At 70.2% G+C, this 15,479-nt stretch carries 13 protein-coding genes and 1 tRNA gene; 10 read left to right on the forward strand and 4 right to left on the reverse strand.

Annotated elements, in window-relative coordinates; genetic code table 11:
* The first annotated feature begins 19 nt into the window (after positions 1-19).
* From DSY14_RS15660 to DSY14_RS15680, 5 genes are all read left to right on the forward strand, one after another.
* On the forward strand, positions 20-388 hold the full coding sequence (locus DSY14_RS15660) for a septum formation initiator family protein (protein ID WP_211717317.1): 369 nt from the start codon (positions 20-22) through the stop codon (positions 386-388).
* Positions 389-461: 73 nt separating this feature from the next.
* Positions 462-1,046 (forward strand): DUF501 domain-containing protein, encoded by a 585-nt coding sequence (locus DSY14_RS15665; protein ID WP_211717304.1) that lies wholly within the window; start codon positions 462-464, stop codon positions 1,044-1,046.
* The gene (locus tag DSY14_RS15670) at positions 1,043-2,044 is read left to right on the forward strand and encodes a Ppx/GppA phosphatase family protein (protein ID WP_211717305.1); all 1,002 of its coding nucleotides are present in this window, start codon (positions 1,043-1,045) and stop codon (positions 2,042-2,044) included. The genes DSY14_RS15665 and DSY14_RS15670 overlap by 4 nt, the downstream gene beginning before the upstream one ends.
* Positions 2,045-2,454: 410 nt before the next feature.
* Positions 2,455-3,831 (forward strand): NAD(P)/FAD-dependent oxidoreductase, encoded by a 1,377-nt coding sequence (locus DSY14_RS15675; protein WP_211717306.1) that lies wholly within the window; start codon positions 2,455-2,457, stop codon positions 3,829-3,831.
* A gap of 115 nt (positions 3,832-3,946) precedes the next feature.
* A tRNA-Leu gene (locus DSY14_RS15680) sits at positions 3,947-4,020 on the forward strand.
* 83 nt (positions 4,021-4,103) lie between these two features.
* Here the strand turns inward: DSY14_RS15680 and DSY14_RS15685 are convergent.
* Positions 4,104-5,867 carry a PucR family transcriptional regulator gene (locus DSY14_RS15685; protein WP_211717307.1) on the reverse strand — a complete coding sequence of 588 codons (1,764 nt, stop codon included), beginning with the start codon at positions 5,865-5,867 and terminating at the stop codon, positions 4,104-4,106.
* A gap of 221 nt (positions 5,868-6,088) precedes the next feature.
* Between DSY14_RS15685 and pruA the strand changes: the two genes are divergently transcribed.
* The 3 genes from pruA (at position 6,089) to DSY14_RS15700 (ending at position 10,023) form a co-directional block, all read left to right on the forward strand.
* Complete coding sequence (gene pruA / locus DSY14_RS15690; RefSeq protein WP_211717308.1) at positions 6,089-7,714, forward strand: L-glutamate gamma-semialdehyde dehydrogenase; 1,626 nt, start codon at positions 6,089-6,091, stop codon at positions 7,712-7,714.
* Between the two features lie 164 nt (positions 7,715-7,878).
* Positions 7,879-8,805 carry a proline dehydrogenase family protein gene (locus tag DSY14_RS15695; RefSeq protein WP_211717309.1) on the forward strand — a complete coding sequence of 309 codons (927 nt, stop codon included), beginning with the start codon at positions 7,879-7,881 and terminating at the stop codon, positions 8,803-8,805.
* Positions 8,806-9,090: 285 nt separating this feature from the next.
* Positions 9,091-10,023, forward strand: coding sequence for a Bax inhibitor-1/YccA family protein (locus DSY14_RS15700; protein ID WP_211717310.1), 933 nt, complete (start codon positions 9,091-9,093; stop codon positions 10,021-10,023).
* Positions 10,024-10,103: 80 nt separating this feature from the next.
* Here DSY14_RS15700 and DSY14_RS15705 read toward each other — a convergent pair whose 3' ends face one another.
* From DSY14_RS15705 to DSY14_RS15715, 3 genes are all read right to left on the reverse strand, one after another.
* The gene (locus DSY14_RS15705; RefSeq protein WP_211717311.1) at positions 10,104-10,355 is read right to left on the reverse strand and encodes a DUF4287 domain-containing protein; all 252 of its coding nucleotides are present in this window, start codon (positions 10,353-10,355) and stop codon (positions 10,104-10,106) included.
* Between the two features lie 296 nt (positions 10,356-10,651).
* A complete protein-coding gene (locus DSY14_RS15710; RefSeq protein ID WP_211717312.1) occupies positions 10,652-11,872 on the reverse strand; it encodes an acetyl-CoA C-acetyltransferase in 1,221 nt (406 codons plus the stop codon).
* Positions 11,873-11,911: 39 nt separating this feature from the next.
* Positions 11,912-12,967: an SGNH/GDSL hydrolase family protein gene (locus tag DSY14_RS15715; RefSeq protein ID WP_211717313.1), complete on the reverse strand. Its 1,056-nt coding sequence runs from the start codon at positions 12,965-12,967 to the stop codon at positions 11,912-11,914.
* Between the two features lie 404 nt (positions 12,968-13,371).
* Between DSY14_RS15715 and DSY14_RS15720 the strand changes: the two genes are divergently transcribed.
* Positions 13,372-14,739: a cystathionine beta-synthase gene (locus DSY14_RS15720; RefSeq protein ID WP_211717314.1), complete on the forward strand. Its 1,368-nt coding sequence runs from the start codon at positions 13,372-13,374 to the stop codon at positions 14,737-14,739.
* A gap of 132 nt (positions 14,740-14,871) precedes the next feature.
* Positions 14,872-15,479: acyltransferase (locus DSY14_RS15725; RefSeq protein ID WP_211717315.1), on the forward strand; the 608-nt coding region annotated here is incomplete at its 3' end.

A 15,479-nucleotide genomic window follows, 5' to 3' on the forward strand; every position in this document is an offset into this window, starting at 1 on the left:
CACCTCCAGGGTGCGGCCCATGCTCACCAGCCGGGCCGCGATCCTCGCCCTCGTGGTGTGCGTGATCGCGCTGAGCCTGGCCTATCCGCTGCGCGAGTACGTCATGCAGCGCGCTCAGATCTCCCAGTTGCAGGACGAACGGGCCCGCATGGAGGCCAACGTCGAGGAGCTGACCGAGCGCGAGGAGGCGCTGGGCGAGGACGCCTACGTCGAGCGTGAGGCCCGCGGCCGGCTGCACTTCCAGTACCCGGAGGAGACGGCCTACATCGTCATCCGTCCCGACTCCGAGAACGAGGAGCAGGTCGACCCCTCCGAACCACGCGATCCGTGGTTCACCGAGCTGTGGCGTTCGGTGGAGGAGGCCGACCGGCCGGACGAGCCTCTCTGACCAGCGGAGGTGCTCGGCACCACCCTGAGCGGGTGCGGCTCCCCCGGTCGCGTGCACCTATGCTGGGGAGGCCATGACTTCCCCAGATCAGCCCGTACCGGGGCACACCGACGGCGGTCCCGCCTCCGAGCGCGACCTCGCCGCGATCGAACTCCAGTTGGGCCGCGCACCGCGCGGGGTCCGTGCCGTCGCGCACCGCTGCCCCTGCGGTCTGCCCGACGTGGTGAAGACCGCCCCCCGCCTGGAAGACGGCACCCCCTTCCCGACGTTGTACTACCTGACATGCCCGCGCGCCGCCGCGGTGATCGGGCGGCTCGAGGGCGACGGCGCGATGCGTCGGATGCAGGAGCGTCTGGGCGAGGAGCCCGATCTCCGGGAGGCCTACACCAAGGCGCACGAGGCCTACATCGACGAACGCGCCGAGCAGGCCCGCCTGGACGGTGTGGAACCGCTGCCGGAGGGCATGCAGAGCACCGGTGGGATGCCCACGCGGGTCAAGTGCCTGCACGCGCTGGTCGGACACGAGCTGGCCGCTCCCGGGACCAACCCCATCGGCGCCGAGGCCCTGGCGCAACTGCCGGACTGGTGGGACCGAGGACCGTGTGTGTGCGTGGACGAGAACGCCCCCGAGGGCACGGAAGGGACGGACGCCTCATGAGCGGTGTCGCCGCGATCGACTGCGGAACCAACTCGATCCGGCTGTTGATCGCCGACGTCGTCGCCCTGGACGGTGACGAGGTCCAGGTGGTCGACGCCGACCGGCGCATGGAGATCGTGCGTCTGGGCGAGGGTGTGGACGAGACCGGTGCGTTCTCCGAGGACGCGCTGGAGCGCACCTTCGAGGCGTTGCGCGGATACGCGGAGGCGATCCGGGCGCACGGGATCGAGCCGGGCCCGGACACGGTCCGCATGGTCGCCACCAGCGCGACCCGGGACGCCCGCAACCGGCAGGTGTTCGTGGACGGCGTCCGCGAGATCATCGGGGTGGAACCCGAGGTCGTCACCGGCCTGGAGGAGGCCGAGCTCTCCTTCGTGGGCGCCACGGCCGAGCTGGACGCGGAGGCGGCCGACGGTGCGGCGAACACGGAGTTCGCCCCGCCGTTCCTGGTGGTCGACATCGGCGGTGGATCCACCGAGTTCGTACTGGGCGGCCTGGGCGCCGACGACGCGCTGGTCAGAGAGTCCCTGTCGGTGAACATCGGGTGCGTGCGCATGAGCGAGCGGCACCTGCGCCAGGACCCGCCGACCGCCGAGCAGGTCGCGGCGGCCACGGCCGACATCGAGGCCGCTCTGGACGAGGTGGAGAAGGTCGTCCCGTTGCGCGAGGCCGGTTCGGTGGTCTGCGTGGCCGGGACCGCGACCACGATCGCCGGGATCGCCTTGGACCTGTCCGAGTACGACTCCGAGCGCATCCACCACACGCGCGTGTCCGCGGCGGACCTGGAGCGCATCACCGGTGAGCTGCTGGGTTCCACCCACGCCGAGCGCGCGGAGATCGGGGTCATGCACCCCGGTCGGGTCGACGTCATCGGGGCCGGTTCCCTGGTGCTGTCCCGTGTGCTGGCGCGTACGGGCGCCGACCACTTCACCGCGAGCGAGCACGACATCCTCGATGGAGTCGCCTGGAGTCTCCTCGCGGCCGGGGAGGGTCCCTGACGGGATCCGCGCGGGCGGGGTGGGGACGTCCGATCCCGCCCGCACGGCGTGACCTCCCGGTCAGGGAACTCCGGGTACGGCCGGAGGGACTTTCGGGGGGTCCAACCAGGGTCCTCGGGTGAGACGCATCACCCGTCGGACCCTTGTGAAAGCATTCACAACTATTCTGAACTGCGAAAACGTTCGCGGCTCGGGCCAGGGTGTGGTCCGAAGGTAGGCGGATGTGAACCTTCTCCGCGGGCGGGGCTTGTGAAAGAATGCACAAGCAGCCTCCACAGGAGTCGGGAACCGGAACACCACGGTTCGGAGGCGGACCCGGCCGCAGGAGGCGGGGGTGCCGAAGACCGTGACACACTTCGCGGCCCTTGAGGCAAGGGCGCCACAGGAAGAACCGTTAGGGCGGAAATGCGATGACCGAGAGCAGGAACTACCGGCTGGTACACGGCGGCGGGGACGAGGCGGAGATCCCGCACATCCTCATCGTCGGCGGCGGTTACCTCGGGATGTACACCGCGAGGCGGCTGGAGAAGAAGCTCGGGGCCGGTGAAGCCCGTATCACCGTCATCGACCCCAACTCCTACATGACCTACCAACCGTTCCTGCCCGAGGCGGCCGCGGGCAGCATCTCCCCGCGCAACGTCGTGGTGCCGCTGCGCAAGGTCTTCGACCGGGTCCGTGTCCTGGGCGGTCGCGTCGTGCGCATCGACCACGCGGACAACACGGTGCGTTACGAGCCCAACGTCGGCGAGACCCAGACGCTCGCCTACGACTACCTGGTGATGGCGGCGGGCGCGGTCTCCCGCACCCTGCCCATCCCCGGGCTCGCGGAGTGGGGCATCGGCATCAAGACCGTCGAAGAGGCGGCCTACCTGCGCAACCACGTCCTCAACCAGCTCGCCATCGCCGACTCCACCGATGACAAGGACGTCCGCGCCAAGGCGCTGAGCTTCGTGTTCGTCGGTGGCGGGTTCGCCGGCGCCGAGGCCATCGCCGAGCTGGAGGACATGGTCCGCGACGCCGTGCGCGTGCACCCCTCGATCGAGCAGAGCGAGGTCAGGTTCTACCTCATCGAGGCCGCGGACAAGATCCTGCCCGAGGTCGGCCCCGAGGTCGGTGGCAAGGCCCTCAACCAGCTCCGCCGCCGTGACATCGACGTGCGCCTGAGCACCTTCCTCGAGTCCGCCGTCGACCAGCGCATCAAGCTCAGCGACGGCGCCGAGTTCGACGCCGGCACCCTGGTGTGGACCGCGGGCGTCAAGCCCAGCCCGGTCGTGGCCGCGAGCGACCTGCCCCTGGGTCCCAAGGGACACGTCGACACCAGCGAGTTCCTGTCGGTCAACGGCACCGACAACGTCTTCGCCGGTGGCGACAACGCCCAGGTGCCCGACGGCAAGGGCGGTTACTACCCGCCCAACGCCCAGAACGCGGTTCGCCAGGCCCCGGTGCTCGCCGACAACGTCATCGCCACGCTGCGCGGTACCGAGCTCAAGGCCTACAAGCACGACAACCTCGGCGCCGTCGCCGGGCTGGGCGTGCACAAGGGCGCGGCCCAGCTGTTCGGCAAGATCAAGCTGAACGGCCGCCTGGCCTGGTACGCGCACCGCTCCTACCACCTGCTCGCGGTGCCGACCTTCAACCGCAAGATGCGGGTCCTCGCCGACTGGACGCTCGCGTTCTTCCTGCGCCGCGACTTCGCCGCGCTCCCGGAGATGGCCGAGCCCCGCCAGGCCTTCGAGGAGGCCAGCCGCCCGCAGATCGAGGACGGCCGCCTGCGTCGCGTGAGCTGACGCGCACCGATACACAGAAAACGGCCGGGTTCCACACGGAACCCGGCCGTTTTCTGTCCCCTTCCGGCCAAGCCATTCCAAAGTGGGCAATCGGCCCGGCCGGTATGATGGGCACGCCCTCGTAGCCCAATGGTAGAGGCAGGCCCCCTAAAAGGGTCACAAGTGTCGGTTCGAGTCCGACCGAGGGTACTGTGCGCCGTCGTCCCGGTTCCGAGCGCCCGCTTCACCCCCCGGAGGCGGGACCGGGCCCGCGGCGGCCGAAGCCACCGTCCCTACCTGCCCGGGTCTCGCTCCAGGAGCAGTTGGAGCTGGGCGAAGAGCCGCTCACCCGGGTCGGACAGGTCGATCCCGCTCACCGAGGCCGCACGCCGTACCCGGTATCGCAAGGTGTTCGGGTGGATGTGCAGCCGCTCGGCGGCGGCCCGGGCGTCGCCGAACGCCTCCAGGTACGCCAACAGGGAGTGCACCAGGTCGGCACCGCCGGAACGGTCGTGTTCGATCAGTCGGTTCACCCTCGGGTCCCGCAGTGACGGGTCCGCGCGCAGGTGCGCCAGGGTCCCGCTGATGAGGACCCGTGAGCGCACGTCGGAGATGGTCGCCACCTCCCGGCCGGCGTCCCCGTCCGGGACGGGCCCCATCGCGTCCAACACCAGGTCCGCCTCGGTCCGCGACGCCGGGACCTCGCCCAGGTGTTCCACGAGCGAGCCCACCGCGGCCCGCACGCGCAGCCCGAGCGCCGCGCGCGCCGCCGTCACGGTTCGGCGGGTGAGCGCGACCACCGACTGTTCGATCCCGTGGCGGCCCTCCCTGCCGCGGACCAGGTCGGGCAGCAGGACATAGACCCGCCCCTCCAACTCGGTGACCAGCGAACTGCGTCGGTAGGCCGCGGTGTGCACCGACACCAGGTCGATGAGCCGCCGCCGGCGCAGCTCCCGCTCGGGTCGGTCCGGACGTTCGCCCGCCGTGCCCCCGTCGTCCTCCGCCCCGGAACCCTGGTGCAGGGAGAACGCCACCACCAGCGCGGCCCGGTCGGGGTGCACCTCCACGGTGTCGGCCAGCGCGCTCGCGTCGATCCGCCCCTCCAGCAGACTCGACAGAAGGTCCTCGCGCAGCCGCAACCCGGCGCTGGCCTGGGTCCGTTGGCGGATCATCTGCAACGCGGTGGTGCGGGCCGCTCCCAGCAGTGCCTCCTCCGCGTGTTCGGCCAGGGGTTCGGTGCCCTCCTGGACCCAGATCGCGCCCAGGGGCCGTCTTCCGGCGTGGATCCCCACCGCCAGGCGGCGCCGGATGCCCAGCTCCGGGTGCTCGTCGATGCGCACGACCTCCTCGCCGGAGCGCAGCTTGGCGAACACCCCCCACTCGCGCAGCAACGCCAGGTACGACTCGGGGCCCTGCCGGCCCAGGACCGACAAGCGGCGCAGCTCGTCCACCTCGGCGCCGCTGGAGTAGGCCAGCACACGACTCGCGGAGTCCTCGATGCTCACCAACCCCCCGGTGAGGTGGGCGATGGTCTGCGCCATGGAGAACAGGTCGCCGCCGGCCTCCGCCATGTCCTCCGAGGCGGTCAGGCGGGCGTCGTCCACGATGCTCTGGCACACCGACTGCAACTGGTCCCAGCGCACCTCCGGACGGACCGACAGCAGGGCGATCCCGGCGTCCTCGGCCTCACCGCGCAGCGCGAGCGTCTCGTCGATCCGGCGGGGCGGACGCGTGCTCCGCCGCTCGGTCGTCGAAGTCCGCTCCTCCGCCGGCGCGTGGGTGTCGGTCTTGACCGCCACCGCCGTGGCGCCCCGCTCGGCCAGAACGCGCACCATGCGTCGTGCCCGCTCGCCGCGCACCCCGATCAGCAGCACCAGATCACCCTCCCGCGCCTCGGCGCGGTCCTCGGGGTCGAGGATGACGACGTTGTCCACCAGAACATCGAGCCCCTGGGGGGCCGCCGCGACGTCGACGACGGGATCCCCCAGGGCCAACAGGAGCCCGCGCAACGGGAGACCGGCCTCGGCTTCCTCTTCTGATCCTGAGTGACCAGTCATGACGTAGTTCCTCACCAGAAGCCTCCAGGCCATGACCCTACTGGAGCGGTGGGCGGACGGTGCGTCGGTGAACGGGGGTACCGGAGTCTCGATTTGTCCTGGTGAACAAATAAGGCCGGCAAAGAGTGGCCCGCCCCACAAGGTGTGGACGTCCACGTTCTGAGACCGTTGAATCAGCCCAACCCTGCTCGTTCAGGGACATTCTTTCCAGGGAGGTGCCCATGGACGCCGTGACCAACGTCCCGCTGCCGGTGAACGAACCCGTTCTCTCCTACGCTCCGGGAAGCGCCGAGCGCGCCGCGCTCGTCGCCGAACTCGACGAGCTCGGCCGCGCGAGCATCGACCTGCCGATGCGGATCAACGGTGAGAGCCGTATGGGCGGCGGGGAGCCCATCGACGTGGTGCAGCCGCACAACCACGCGTCCGTCCTGGGCACGATGCGCAACGCCACGCAGGAGGACGCCCGCGACGCCATCGCCGCCGCGAAGGCCGCGGCCCCCGCCTGGCGCGCGATGTCCTTCGACGACCGCGCCGCGATCATCCTGCGCGCCGCCGAACTGCTCGCCGGTCCCTGGCGCGCCACCATCAACGCCGCCACCATGCTCGGTCAGTCGAAGACCATCCAGCAGGCGGAGATCGACGCGGCCTGCGAGCTCATCGACTTCTGGCGCTTCAACGTCTCCTACGCCCGGCAGCTCATCGAGCAGCAGCCGCTGAGCGTCAAGGGCGTCTGGAACCGCATGGAGCAGCGTCCGCTGGAGGGGTTCGTCTACGCGATCACCCCCTTCAACTTCACCGCCATCGCGGGCAACCTGCCCACCGCGCCCGCCCTCATGGGCAACGTGGTCGTCTGGAAGCCGTCCCCGACCCAGCAGTTCGCCGCCGAACTCACCATGCGCCTCCTGGAGGAGGCCGGGATGCCCCCGGGCGTCATCAACATGGTCACCGGTGACGGCCTGGCCGTCTCGGACGTCGCCCTCAACGACCCCGAACTGGCCGGCGTGCACTTCACCGGTTCCACCAAGACCTTCCAGCACCTGTGGAAGAGCGTCGGTGAGAACATCGCCGACTACCGCTCCTACCCGCGCATCGTGGGCGAGACCGGTGGCAAGGACTTCATCGTCGCCCACTCCTCCGCCGACCCGGAGGTGCTGCGCACCGCCATCGTCCGAGGCGCGTTCGAGTACCAGGGGCAGAAGTGCTCCGCCGCCTCCCGCGTGTTCGTCGCGCGTTCGGTGTGGGAGAAGACGCGTGACGCCCTGGTCGCCGAGACCGAGGCCCTGACGATGGGCGACGTCACCGACCTGTCGAACTTCGTCGGCGCCGTCATCGACCGCCGCTCCTTCGACAAGCTGGCCAAGGTCCTCAAGGACGCCGAGTCCGACCCGACCCTGGACATCATCGCCGGCGGCACCGCCGACGACTCGGTCGGTTACTTCGTCCGCCCGACCATCATCGAGGGCACCGACCCGTCCAACGACGTCTTCCGCACCGAGTACTTCGGCCCGATCGTCGCCGTGCACGTCTACGAGGACGAGAAGTACGACGAGATCCTGAAGGTCGTCGACGAGGGCTCCGCCTACGCCCTGACCGGCGCCGTCCTGGCCAAGGACCGCGCCGCGGTGGCCAAGGCGTCCGAGGCGCTGCGCTTCACCGCCGGCAACTTTTACATCAACGACCGCCCGACCGGCTCCATCGTCGGTCAGCAGCCCTTCGGCGGCGGTCGCGCCTCCGGTACCAACGACAAGGCGGGTTCGGCGCAGAACCTGTCCCGCTGGTCCAGCCCGCGCGCCATCAAGGAGACGTTCGTCGCCCCGACGGTCTCCTCCTACCCGCACCAGGGGTAGTGCCCCGGGTGCGCACCCCCTCCTCCGTCCTGAGGGGGTGCGCACCCACCCGGGACCGCGTCCGGTCCCGTACCCCCCGAGGAACCCGCCGCCGCCGGCACACCGGCAGCGCTTCGTCCGCGCCGACCCATCGGTCCGCGCACGTCTTCTTCGTCGAGGTCACCATGCTTCGTAAGCCCCTGTTGCTCGCCGCCAGGTCCACGACCTGCCGCACCATCATCGAGCGCACTCCCATGACCCGGGCCATGGTCTCCCGCTTCGTCGCGGGCGCCACCCGCGAGGAGGCCCTGCCGGCCGTCCACGAGTTGGCCCGGGACCGCTACATCACCCTGGACTTCCTCGGTGAGGACACCACCGACCTCTCCCAGGCCACCGCGACGGTGACCGCGTACCAGGACCTGCTCGCGTCGCTGGGCGAGGCCGGGCTGGGCGACCGTGCCGAGGTGTCGGTCAAGCTGTCGGCCGTCGGCCAGTTCCTGAACCGGGACGGCGAGAAGATCGCCCTGGACAACGCGCGCATGATCGCCGAGGCGGCCCGGGAGATCGGCACCACGGTCACCCTCGACATGGAGGACCACACCACGGTCGACTCCACGCTGGGCATCCTGCGGGAGCTGCGCACGGACTTCCCGTTCGTGGGCGCGGTGCTCCAGGCCTACCTGCACCGCACCGTGGCCGACTGCCGCGACCTCAGTGGGAGCGGCTCCCGGGTGCGCCTGTGCAAGGGGGCCTACGACGAACCCGAGTCCGTGGCCTTCCGTGACAAGCACGAGGTGGACAAGGCGTACGTGCGCGCTCTGCGCGTCCTGATGGAGGGCGAGGGCTACCCGATGGTGGCCTCCCACGACCCCCGCATGATCGCGATCGCCGGTGAGATGGCGGCCGCCAACGGTCGCGGCACGGACGACCACGAGTACCAGATGCTCTACGGGATCCGGGACACCGAGCAGGTGCGCCTGGCCGCCGAGGGCAAGCGCATGCGCGTCTACGTGCCCTACGGCGACGAGTGGTACGGCTACTACATGCGGCGGCTGGCCGAGCGTCCCGCCAACATGCTGTTCTTCGCGCGGTCCCTGATCACCCGCAACTAGTCCCCGTTCTGCGGGGCCCGCGCCGCGCTTGTCGCGCGTGCGCGGGCTTCCCACGGCACGGCGGGGACCCGCGGCTCCACCGGTGCGCCGCTCGTGCCGGGCACACGGCACGAGGGCACCCTCAGGCGCCCACCGGATGATCGCGGCCCGTACCACCGACGGTGGTACGGGCCGCCGCGCGTACCGGGTCCGTTTCCCAACGGTGACCTGGTCCTCGGAACCCGCGAGTAACGCCGTGCGTTACCTTATGGGCAGCAATCCACGCGTGAAAGGCCTTTACTAGACATGCGGATGCGGAGTTCCAACCCCGTCCTGAAGCGGGCGCTCCAACAGCAGTCCGGCCCCCAACAGGGCTACGGGCAGCCCGGTTACGGTCAGCAGGGCTATGGGCAGCCGGGGTACGGACAGCCGTACCAGCAGCAGGGCTACCCCCAGCAGGCCTACGGCCAGCCCGGTTACCCCCAGCAGGGCTACCCCGAGCAGGGTTACCCCCAGCAGGCGGCCGGCGACCAGCCGATGACCATCGACGACGTCGTCGTGCGCACCGGCATGACCCTCGGCACCGTCGCGATCTTCGGTGTCATCACCTACTTCCTCACCATGGGCAACCTCGGACTGGGCATGGGGCTCATGTTCGTCGGTATGCTCGGCGGCCTCATCCTGGGCCTGGTGATCGCGTTCAAGCAGATCACCAACCCGGTCGCGATCCTCAGCTACGCCGCTCTGCAGGGGCTGCTCGTCGGTGGGCTGTCGGCCTTCCTCGGGATCAGCCTCTCGGCCACCCTCGGCGACCCGACCGCGGGCACCTCGCTGGTGTCCCAGGCCGTGATCGGCACCGTGGTGGTCTTCGGTGTGATGCTGGCGCTGTACAAGTTCCGCATCATCAAGGTGACCGACGGCTTCGTCAAGGCCGTCTCCTACGCCGTTCTCGGCGCCGCCGCGCTGATGCTGGTCAACTTCGTGCTCAGCTTCTTCATCTCCGGTGGCATGGGCCTGCGTGAGCCCACCTGGCTCGGCCTGGGCATCGGCCTCGTGTTCGTCGTTCTGGCCGCTCTGACCCTGGCCATCGAGTTCCGTGGCATCGAGGAGGGCGTCGAAGCCGGCATCCCCAACAAGTTCGCCTGGCAGTTCGCCTTCGGTCTGACCGTCTCCCTGGTCTGGCTGTACATCGAGATCCTGCGTCTGCTCTGGATCATCAAGACGATGTTCGCCGACTAGGTCGCGGCCACCCGAGTACACGAAGGCCGCCCCGGACAGCAGGTTCCGGGGCGGCCTTCGTGCGTGCGCTGTCGCTCGGGTCAGGGGCCCTCGCGGCGTGGAGCCGGGATGGAGCGGTTCCGGCGGCGACGGTCGTACTCGGTGACGATGGCGTGGGCGTAGCCGTGGGTGAGGTCGTACTCGTCAGCGAGCCAGTGCGACCGGTCCAGGGGGCGCAGGAGGCCCGGTCCCTTGTCGAGCGAGTCGAACCACTCGTGGAGTCCTCGGCCGGTCACGACCGGGATGCGTTCGATGAGCTTTGCGTGGATCTCCGGCGAGTGGGTAACCGACATAGGCACCTCCGCAGTGCGTTGGGCGTGTGGCACTTACCTGCGACCCTGCATCAGGATCACGGTTCGGACAAGACCTGGTCGCCGGCTTTTACCTTGCCGGAGCGAGAACGTTCACATGAGGGTGCTACGTGGCCGTACTCGCGGGACTCTCGATCTTTCTCACACGTATTCGTCAGAACCCACCGCGCGAGGGGCCCCGAACCGACGGTCCGGGACCCCTGGAGCGCGCTCGGCTCCGCCCCCACCGCGACGGTCGCCCCGTGGGCGGTCGGTATGGACGCGGGTGCGGGTCGGGACTAGCTCAGACGCTCGAAGACGGCCGCCATGCCCTGGCCGCCGCCGACGCACATGGTCTCCAGCCCGAACGTCTTGTCGTGGAAGCGCAGACCGTTGATCAGCGTGCCGGTGATCCGCGCGCCGGTGCTGCCGAACGGGTGGCCGATGGCGATGCCGCCGCCGTTGACGTTCAGTCGGGAGTCGATGTCCACGCCCAGTCGGTCGGCGGAGGGCAGCACCTGCGCGGCGAAGGCCTCGTTGATCTCGACCAGGTCGATGTCGCCGATCGCCATGTTCGCGCGGGCCAGGGCCTGCTTGGAGGCCTCGACCGGGCCCAGCCCCATGATCTCGGGGCTCAGACCGGTCACGCCGGTGGAGACGATCCGGGCCAGCGGCGTGATGCCCAACCGCTTGGCCTTGGTGTCGCTCATGATGACGAGCGCGGAGGCGCCGTCGTTGAGCGGGCAGGCGTTGCCGGCGGTGACGGTGCCGTCGGGGCGGAACGCCGGCTTGAGCCCGGCGACCTTGTCGTAGGTGGTGCCGCGTCGGATGCCGTCGTCGGTCGTGACCACCGTGCCGTCGGGCAGGGTGACCGGGGTGATCTCCCGCTCCCAGAAGCCGTTGTCGATCGACCTCTCGGCGAGGTTCTGCGAGCGGACGGCGAACTCGTCCTGACGCCGGCGGGAGACGCCGGTGATCTCGGCGACGTTCTCCGCGGTCTGGCCCATCTCGATGTAGACGTCGGGCAGGCCCCCGGAGTCGCGCGGATCGGTCCAGGTGCCCTGGTCGCCCTCCTTGCGCTGCTCGGTGCGCGCCTTGGCGTCCGCGAAGAGCGGGTTCTCGTTCTGCGGGTTGTCGCTGCTTCCGTTGACGAACCTGCTGACGGTCTCCACACCGGCGGAGACGAACACGTCGCCCTCACCGGCCCTGATCGCGTGGAAGGCCATCCGTGTGGTCTGGAGCGACGAGGAGCAGTAGCGGGTGACGGTGGTGCCCGGGACGGTGTCCAAACCCAACTGCACGGCCACGACGCGGGCCAGGTTGAAGCCCTGGTCGCCGCCGGGCAGACCACAGCCGAGCATGATGTCGTCGATGCTCCCGGGGTCCAGTTCCGGGACCTGGGCCAGGGCGGACCCGATGATCTGCGTCGTGAGGTCGTCCGGACGGATGTCCTTCAGGGAGCCCTTGAAGGCTCGACCGATGGGGGAGCGCGCGGTGGCGACGATGACTGCTTCGGGCATGTTGATCGTCCTTGTCGTGGGCACGTTGTTACCGACCAGTTAACCCGCCGGGCGCTCCCCGGCGCCATTCGGGGTCGGCCTTGACGGCTCGCCCTCCGCGGGCTCCCCGCCGTGCTCTCGGGCCGAGCCCCGGAGTCGGAACGGACCGCGGATGAGCGCGGCCCACCCCGCCCGCGGGCCGGTCGATTCCGCTCCGCCGGCCCGGGTGACCTCGGTTCCCGGCGTCTCCGCGGCCACCACGGCCGCGCGTTCGACGGGCAGCACACCGCGGGTGCGCTCGCCCTCGTCGAGTTCGGGCAGGAGCCCCAGCGCGGCGCACGCGGACGGCAGGACGGCGAAGGCCGCCTGCGCGTACCCGCGCGCTGACGGATGGAATCGGTCTGGGCCGAACATGGAAACCGGATCTGACCGGAAGTCGTCGGCGAGCAGGTCGCTCAGCGAGACGGTGCGACCTCCGACCTCGGTCACCGCGATCGTCTGTGCCGCGGCCAACTGACGTGAGGCGCGACGGGCCACCGATCGCAGTGGCCACCCGATGGGGCGCACCGTCCCCAGGTCCGGACAGGTCGCCACCACCACCGGGGTGCCCCGCTCCACCAGGTCCCGGGTGATCTTCCGCAGCGCCGCGACGGCGTCGTTGGGCCGTACCCGGCGGATGACGTCGTTGGCGCCGATGAACACCACCGCGACGTCGAAGCGTTGATCGGGCAGACGGGCCCCGGCCCGCTCCACCTGGTCGTCCAGGTGGGCCGAGGTCGCTCCGGGGGAGGCCGTGCAGCGCAACCGCACCCGGCGTTCTGTGGCGGCGGCGATCCCCGCGGCCAGCATCGCGCCGGGGGTCTCCCGCGCCTCGGTCACGGCGAAACCGGCCGCGGTGGAGTCGCCGAGCATCAACAGGCGCAGCGGCCGGCCGGCGCCCTCCCCGTAGACCCCGTCCGCCCGAGGGCGTCGCCACCGGGTCCCGCCGATCGCGTTCTTGGCCAACCGGGCCTGGAGATAGAGCAGGGCCACCGTGCCCCCGCCCACGAGTGTGAGGCCGCCTCCGCCGAAGGCGGTGGCGGCGGCGATGCGCCGTGCTCGCACGGCTCGCAGCATGCGGTCACCCCCAGCGTCGGACCCCTCCCGCTCGCCGGCGGGACGGTTACGACTCGACGTTACCGGCGAGGAACTCCATGGTCACGTACCCGGAAGGCACATGATCCGCACGCGCCGGCCGGCCGATTCGAGCCTGCGTGATCATCGGCCCGGACGGCGTGGAGCCCCGTTCCGCCCCCGGCGCGTCGCGGTGCCGCCGTCCTCGACAAGGCGTGACGGGTTCCGGGCGACAGGCCGGGGCGTTCACCGACAACGAGCCTGGTGAAGCGGAGCGAACCCCCGGAAAAACGGCTTAGAGTTCAAGGTGTGGAGGGGCCGGATCGGTTCCCACCCGCCTCGGGCGTCACCGGGGATGCGACACCGGCGGGCCGAAGACCCGGTCGCCACGATGCGAAGGAGCGAAGTTGCGGGTACACGACTCACTCATCGACCTGGTCGGGGACACCCCGCTGGTCCGTCTGCGCAAGGTCACCGAGGGGCTGGCCCCGACGATCGTGGCCAAGGTCGAGTACTTCAACCCGGGCGGATCGGTCAAGGACCGTATCGCGCTGCGCATGGTCGAGGCCGCCGAGAAGAGCGGCGAGCTCAAGCCGGGCGGCACGATCGTCGAGCCGACCTCGGGCAACACCGGCATCGGGCTGGCCCTGGTCGCCCAGGAGAAGGGCTACCGCTGCGTCTTCGTCTGCCCGGACAAGGTCGGACCGGACAAGCTGTCGGTCCTGCGCGCCTACGGCGCCGAGGTCGTGGTCTGCCCGACCACGGTCGCCCCCGAACACCCCGAGTCCTACTACTCGGTCTCGGACCGGTTGGCCCGTGAGATCCCGGGCGCCTGGAAGCCCAACCAGTACGAGAACCAGAACAACCCGGACTCGCACTACCACTCCACCGGCCCGGAGATCTGGGAGCAGACCGAGGGGCGTATCACGCACTTCGTGGCGGGTATCGGTACCGGCGGCACCATCAGCGGCACCGGCCGCTACCTCAAGGAGGCCTCGGAGGGGCGCGTCCAGATCGTGGGCGCCGACCCCGAGGGTTCGGTCTACTCGGGCGGCACCGGCCGTCCCTACCTGGTGGAGGGTGTGGGCGAGGACATCTGGCCCGGTACCTACGACACCGCCATCTGCGACGAGATCGTGGCGATCAGCGACAAGGACTCGTTCCTCATGACCCGCCGCCTGGCCAAGGAGGAGGGCCTGCTGGTGGGCGGCTCCTGCGGTCTGGCGGTGGAGGCGGCGCTGCGCGTGGCCGAGACCGCGGACCCCGACGACGTCATCGTCGTGCTGCTGCCGGACGGTGGCCGCGGTTACCTCGGCAAGATCTTCAACGACGAGTGGATGGCCGACTACGGCTTCCTGTCCGCCGAGACCGAGGAGGCCACCGCCGGCCAGGTCCTGGGGGCGAAGGAGGTCGAGATGCCCGACTTCGTGCACAGCCACCCGGACGAGACCGTCGGCACCGCCGTGGCGATCATGCGCGAGTACGGCGTCTCCCAGCTGCCGGTGATGAAGGAGGAGCCGCCGGTCATGGCGGCCGAGGTGGTGGGCTCCATCGCCGAGCGCGACCTGTTGGACGCCCTCTTCGACGGCCGGGCCGAGCTGGACGACCTGGTCGAGACCCACATGGGCGCTCCGCTGGCCACGGTGGGCACCGGCACCCCGGTGAGCGACTGCGTGCGCCTGCTGCGCGCGTCGGGCGCCCTGGTGGTGCTGAGCGACGGCAAGCCGGTGGGCATCCTCACCCGCCAGGACCTGCTGGCGCACCTGTCGGGCTGACCCGGAAACGGCGCACCGGGTCTCGAACACCGTTCGGGACCCGGTGTCCACGAGCCGGACACGGTGCCGCATACTCGGACACTGCTAGTGTTCGCGTCAGGATTTACTGGCCGGTAATAAGTAGGTGCACCCGTGTCGCGGCTCCTCAACTGGATCATCCGCTCCGTCTGGTCGTACGCACGGACCCACGGCGAGATCCGCGCCGACTCCCGGGCCGCCCGGAGATTCGCCGGCTTCGGCTGCGGATCGGCCATCGCCTTCCCGGTGGCCACCCTGTACGGCGAACCCTGGATCGAGATCGGGGTGCACACCGTCCTGGGCGGTGACATCACCCTGGCCGCCGGTATGGGACCCGAATACGACCTCGGCGAGGGCACCGTCGTGCGGATCGGCTCCGGTTGCGCCATCGGCCGCGGCTCGCACGTCGTCGCCCACAAGTCCGTGGACATCGGCGACCACGTCTACACCGGCCCCTACGTCTACATCACCGACCAGAACCACGCCTACGCCAACACCGACATCCCCGTCGGCCTCCAGTGGCCGGTGGACGACCCGGTGAGCATCGGCGACGGCTCGTGGTTGGGGGCCAACTCCGTCATCCTGCCCGGTGTGCACCTGGGCCGGAACTCGGTGGTCGCGGCCGGCACGGTGGTCCGCCCCGGCACCTATCCCGACCACGCCGTCATCGCCGGGATCCCCGGCAAGGTCGTGCGCAGCCACGATCCCGCACTGGGCTGGGA

Origin of the sequence: Nocardiopsis sp. MG754419, from assembly GCF_018207095.1 — a bacterium.
Taxonomy (GTDB): domain Bacteria; phylum Actinomycetota; class Actinomycetes; order Streptosporangiales; family Streptosporangiaceae; genus Nocardiopsis.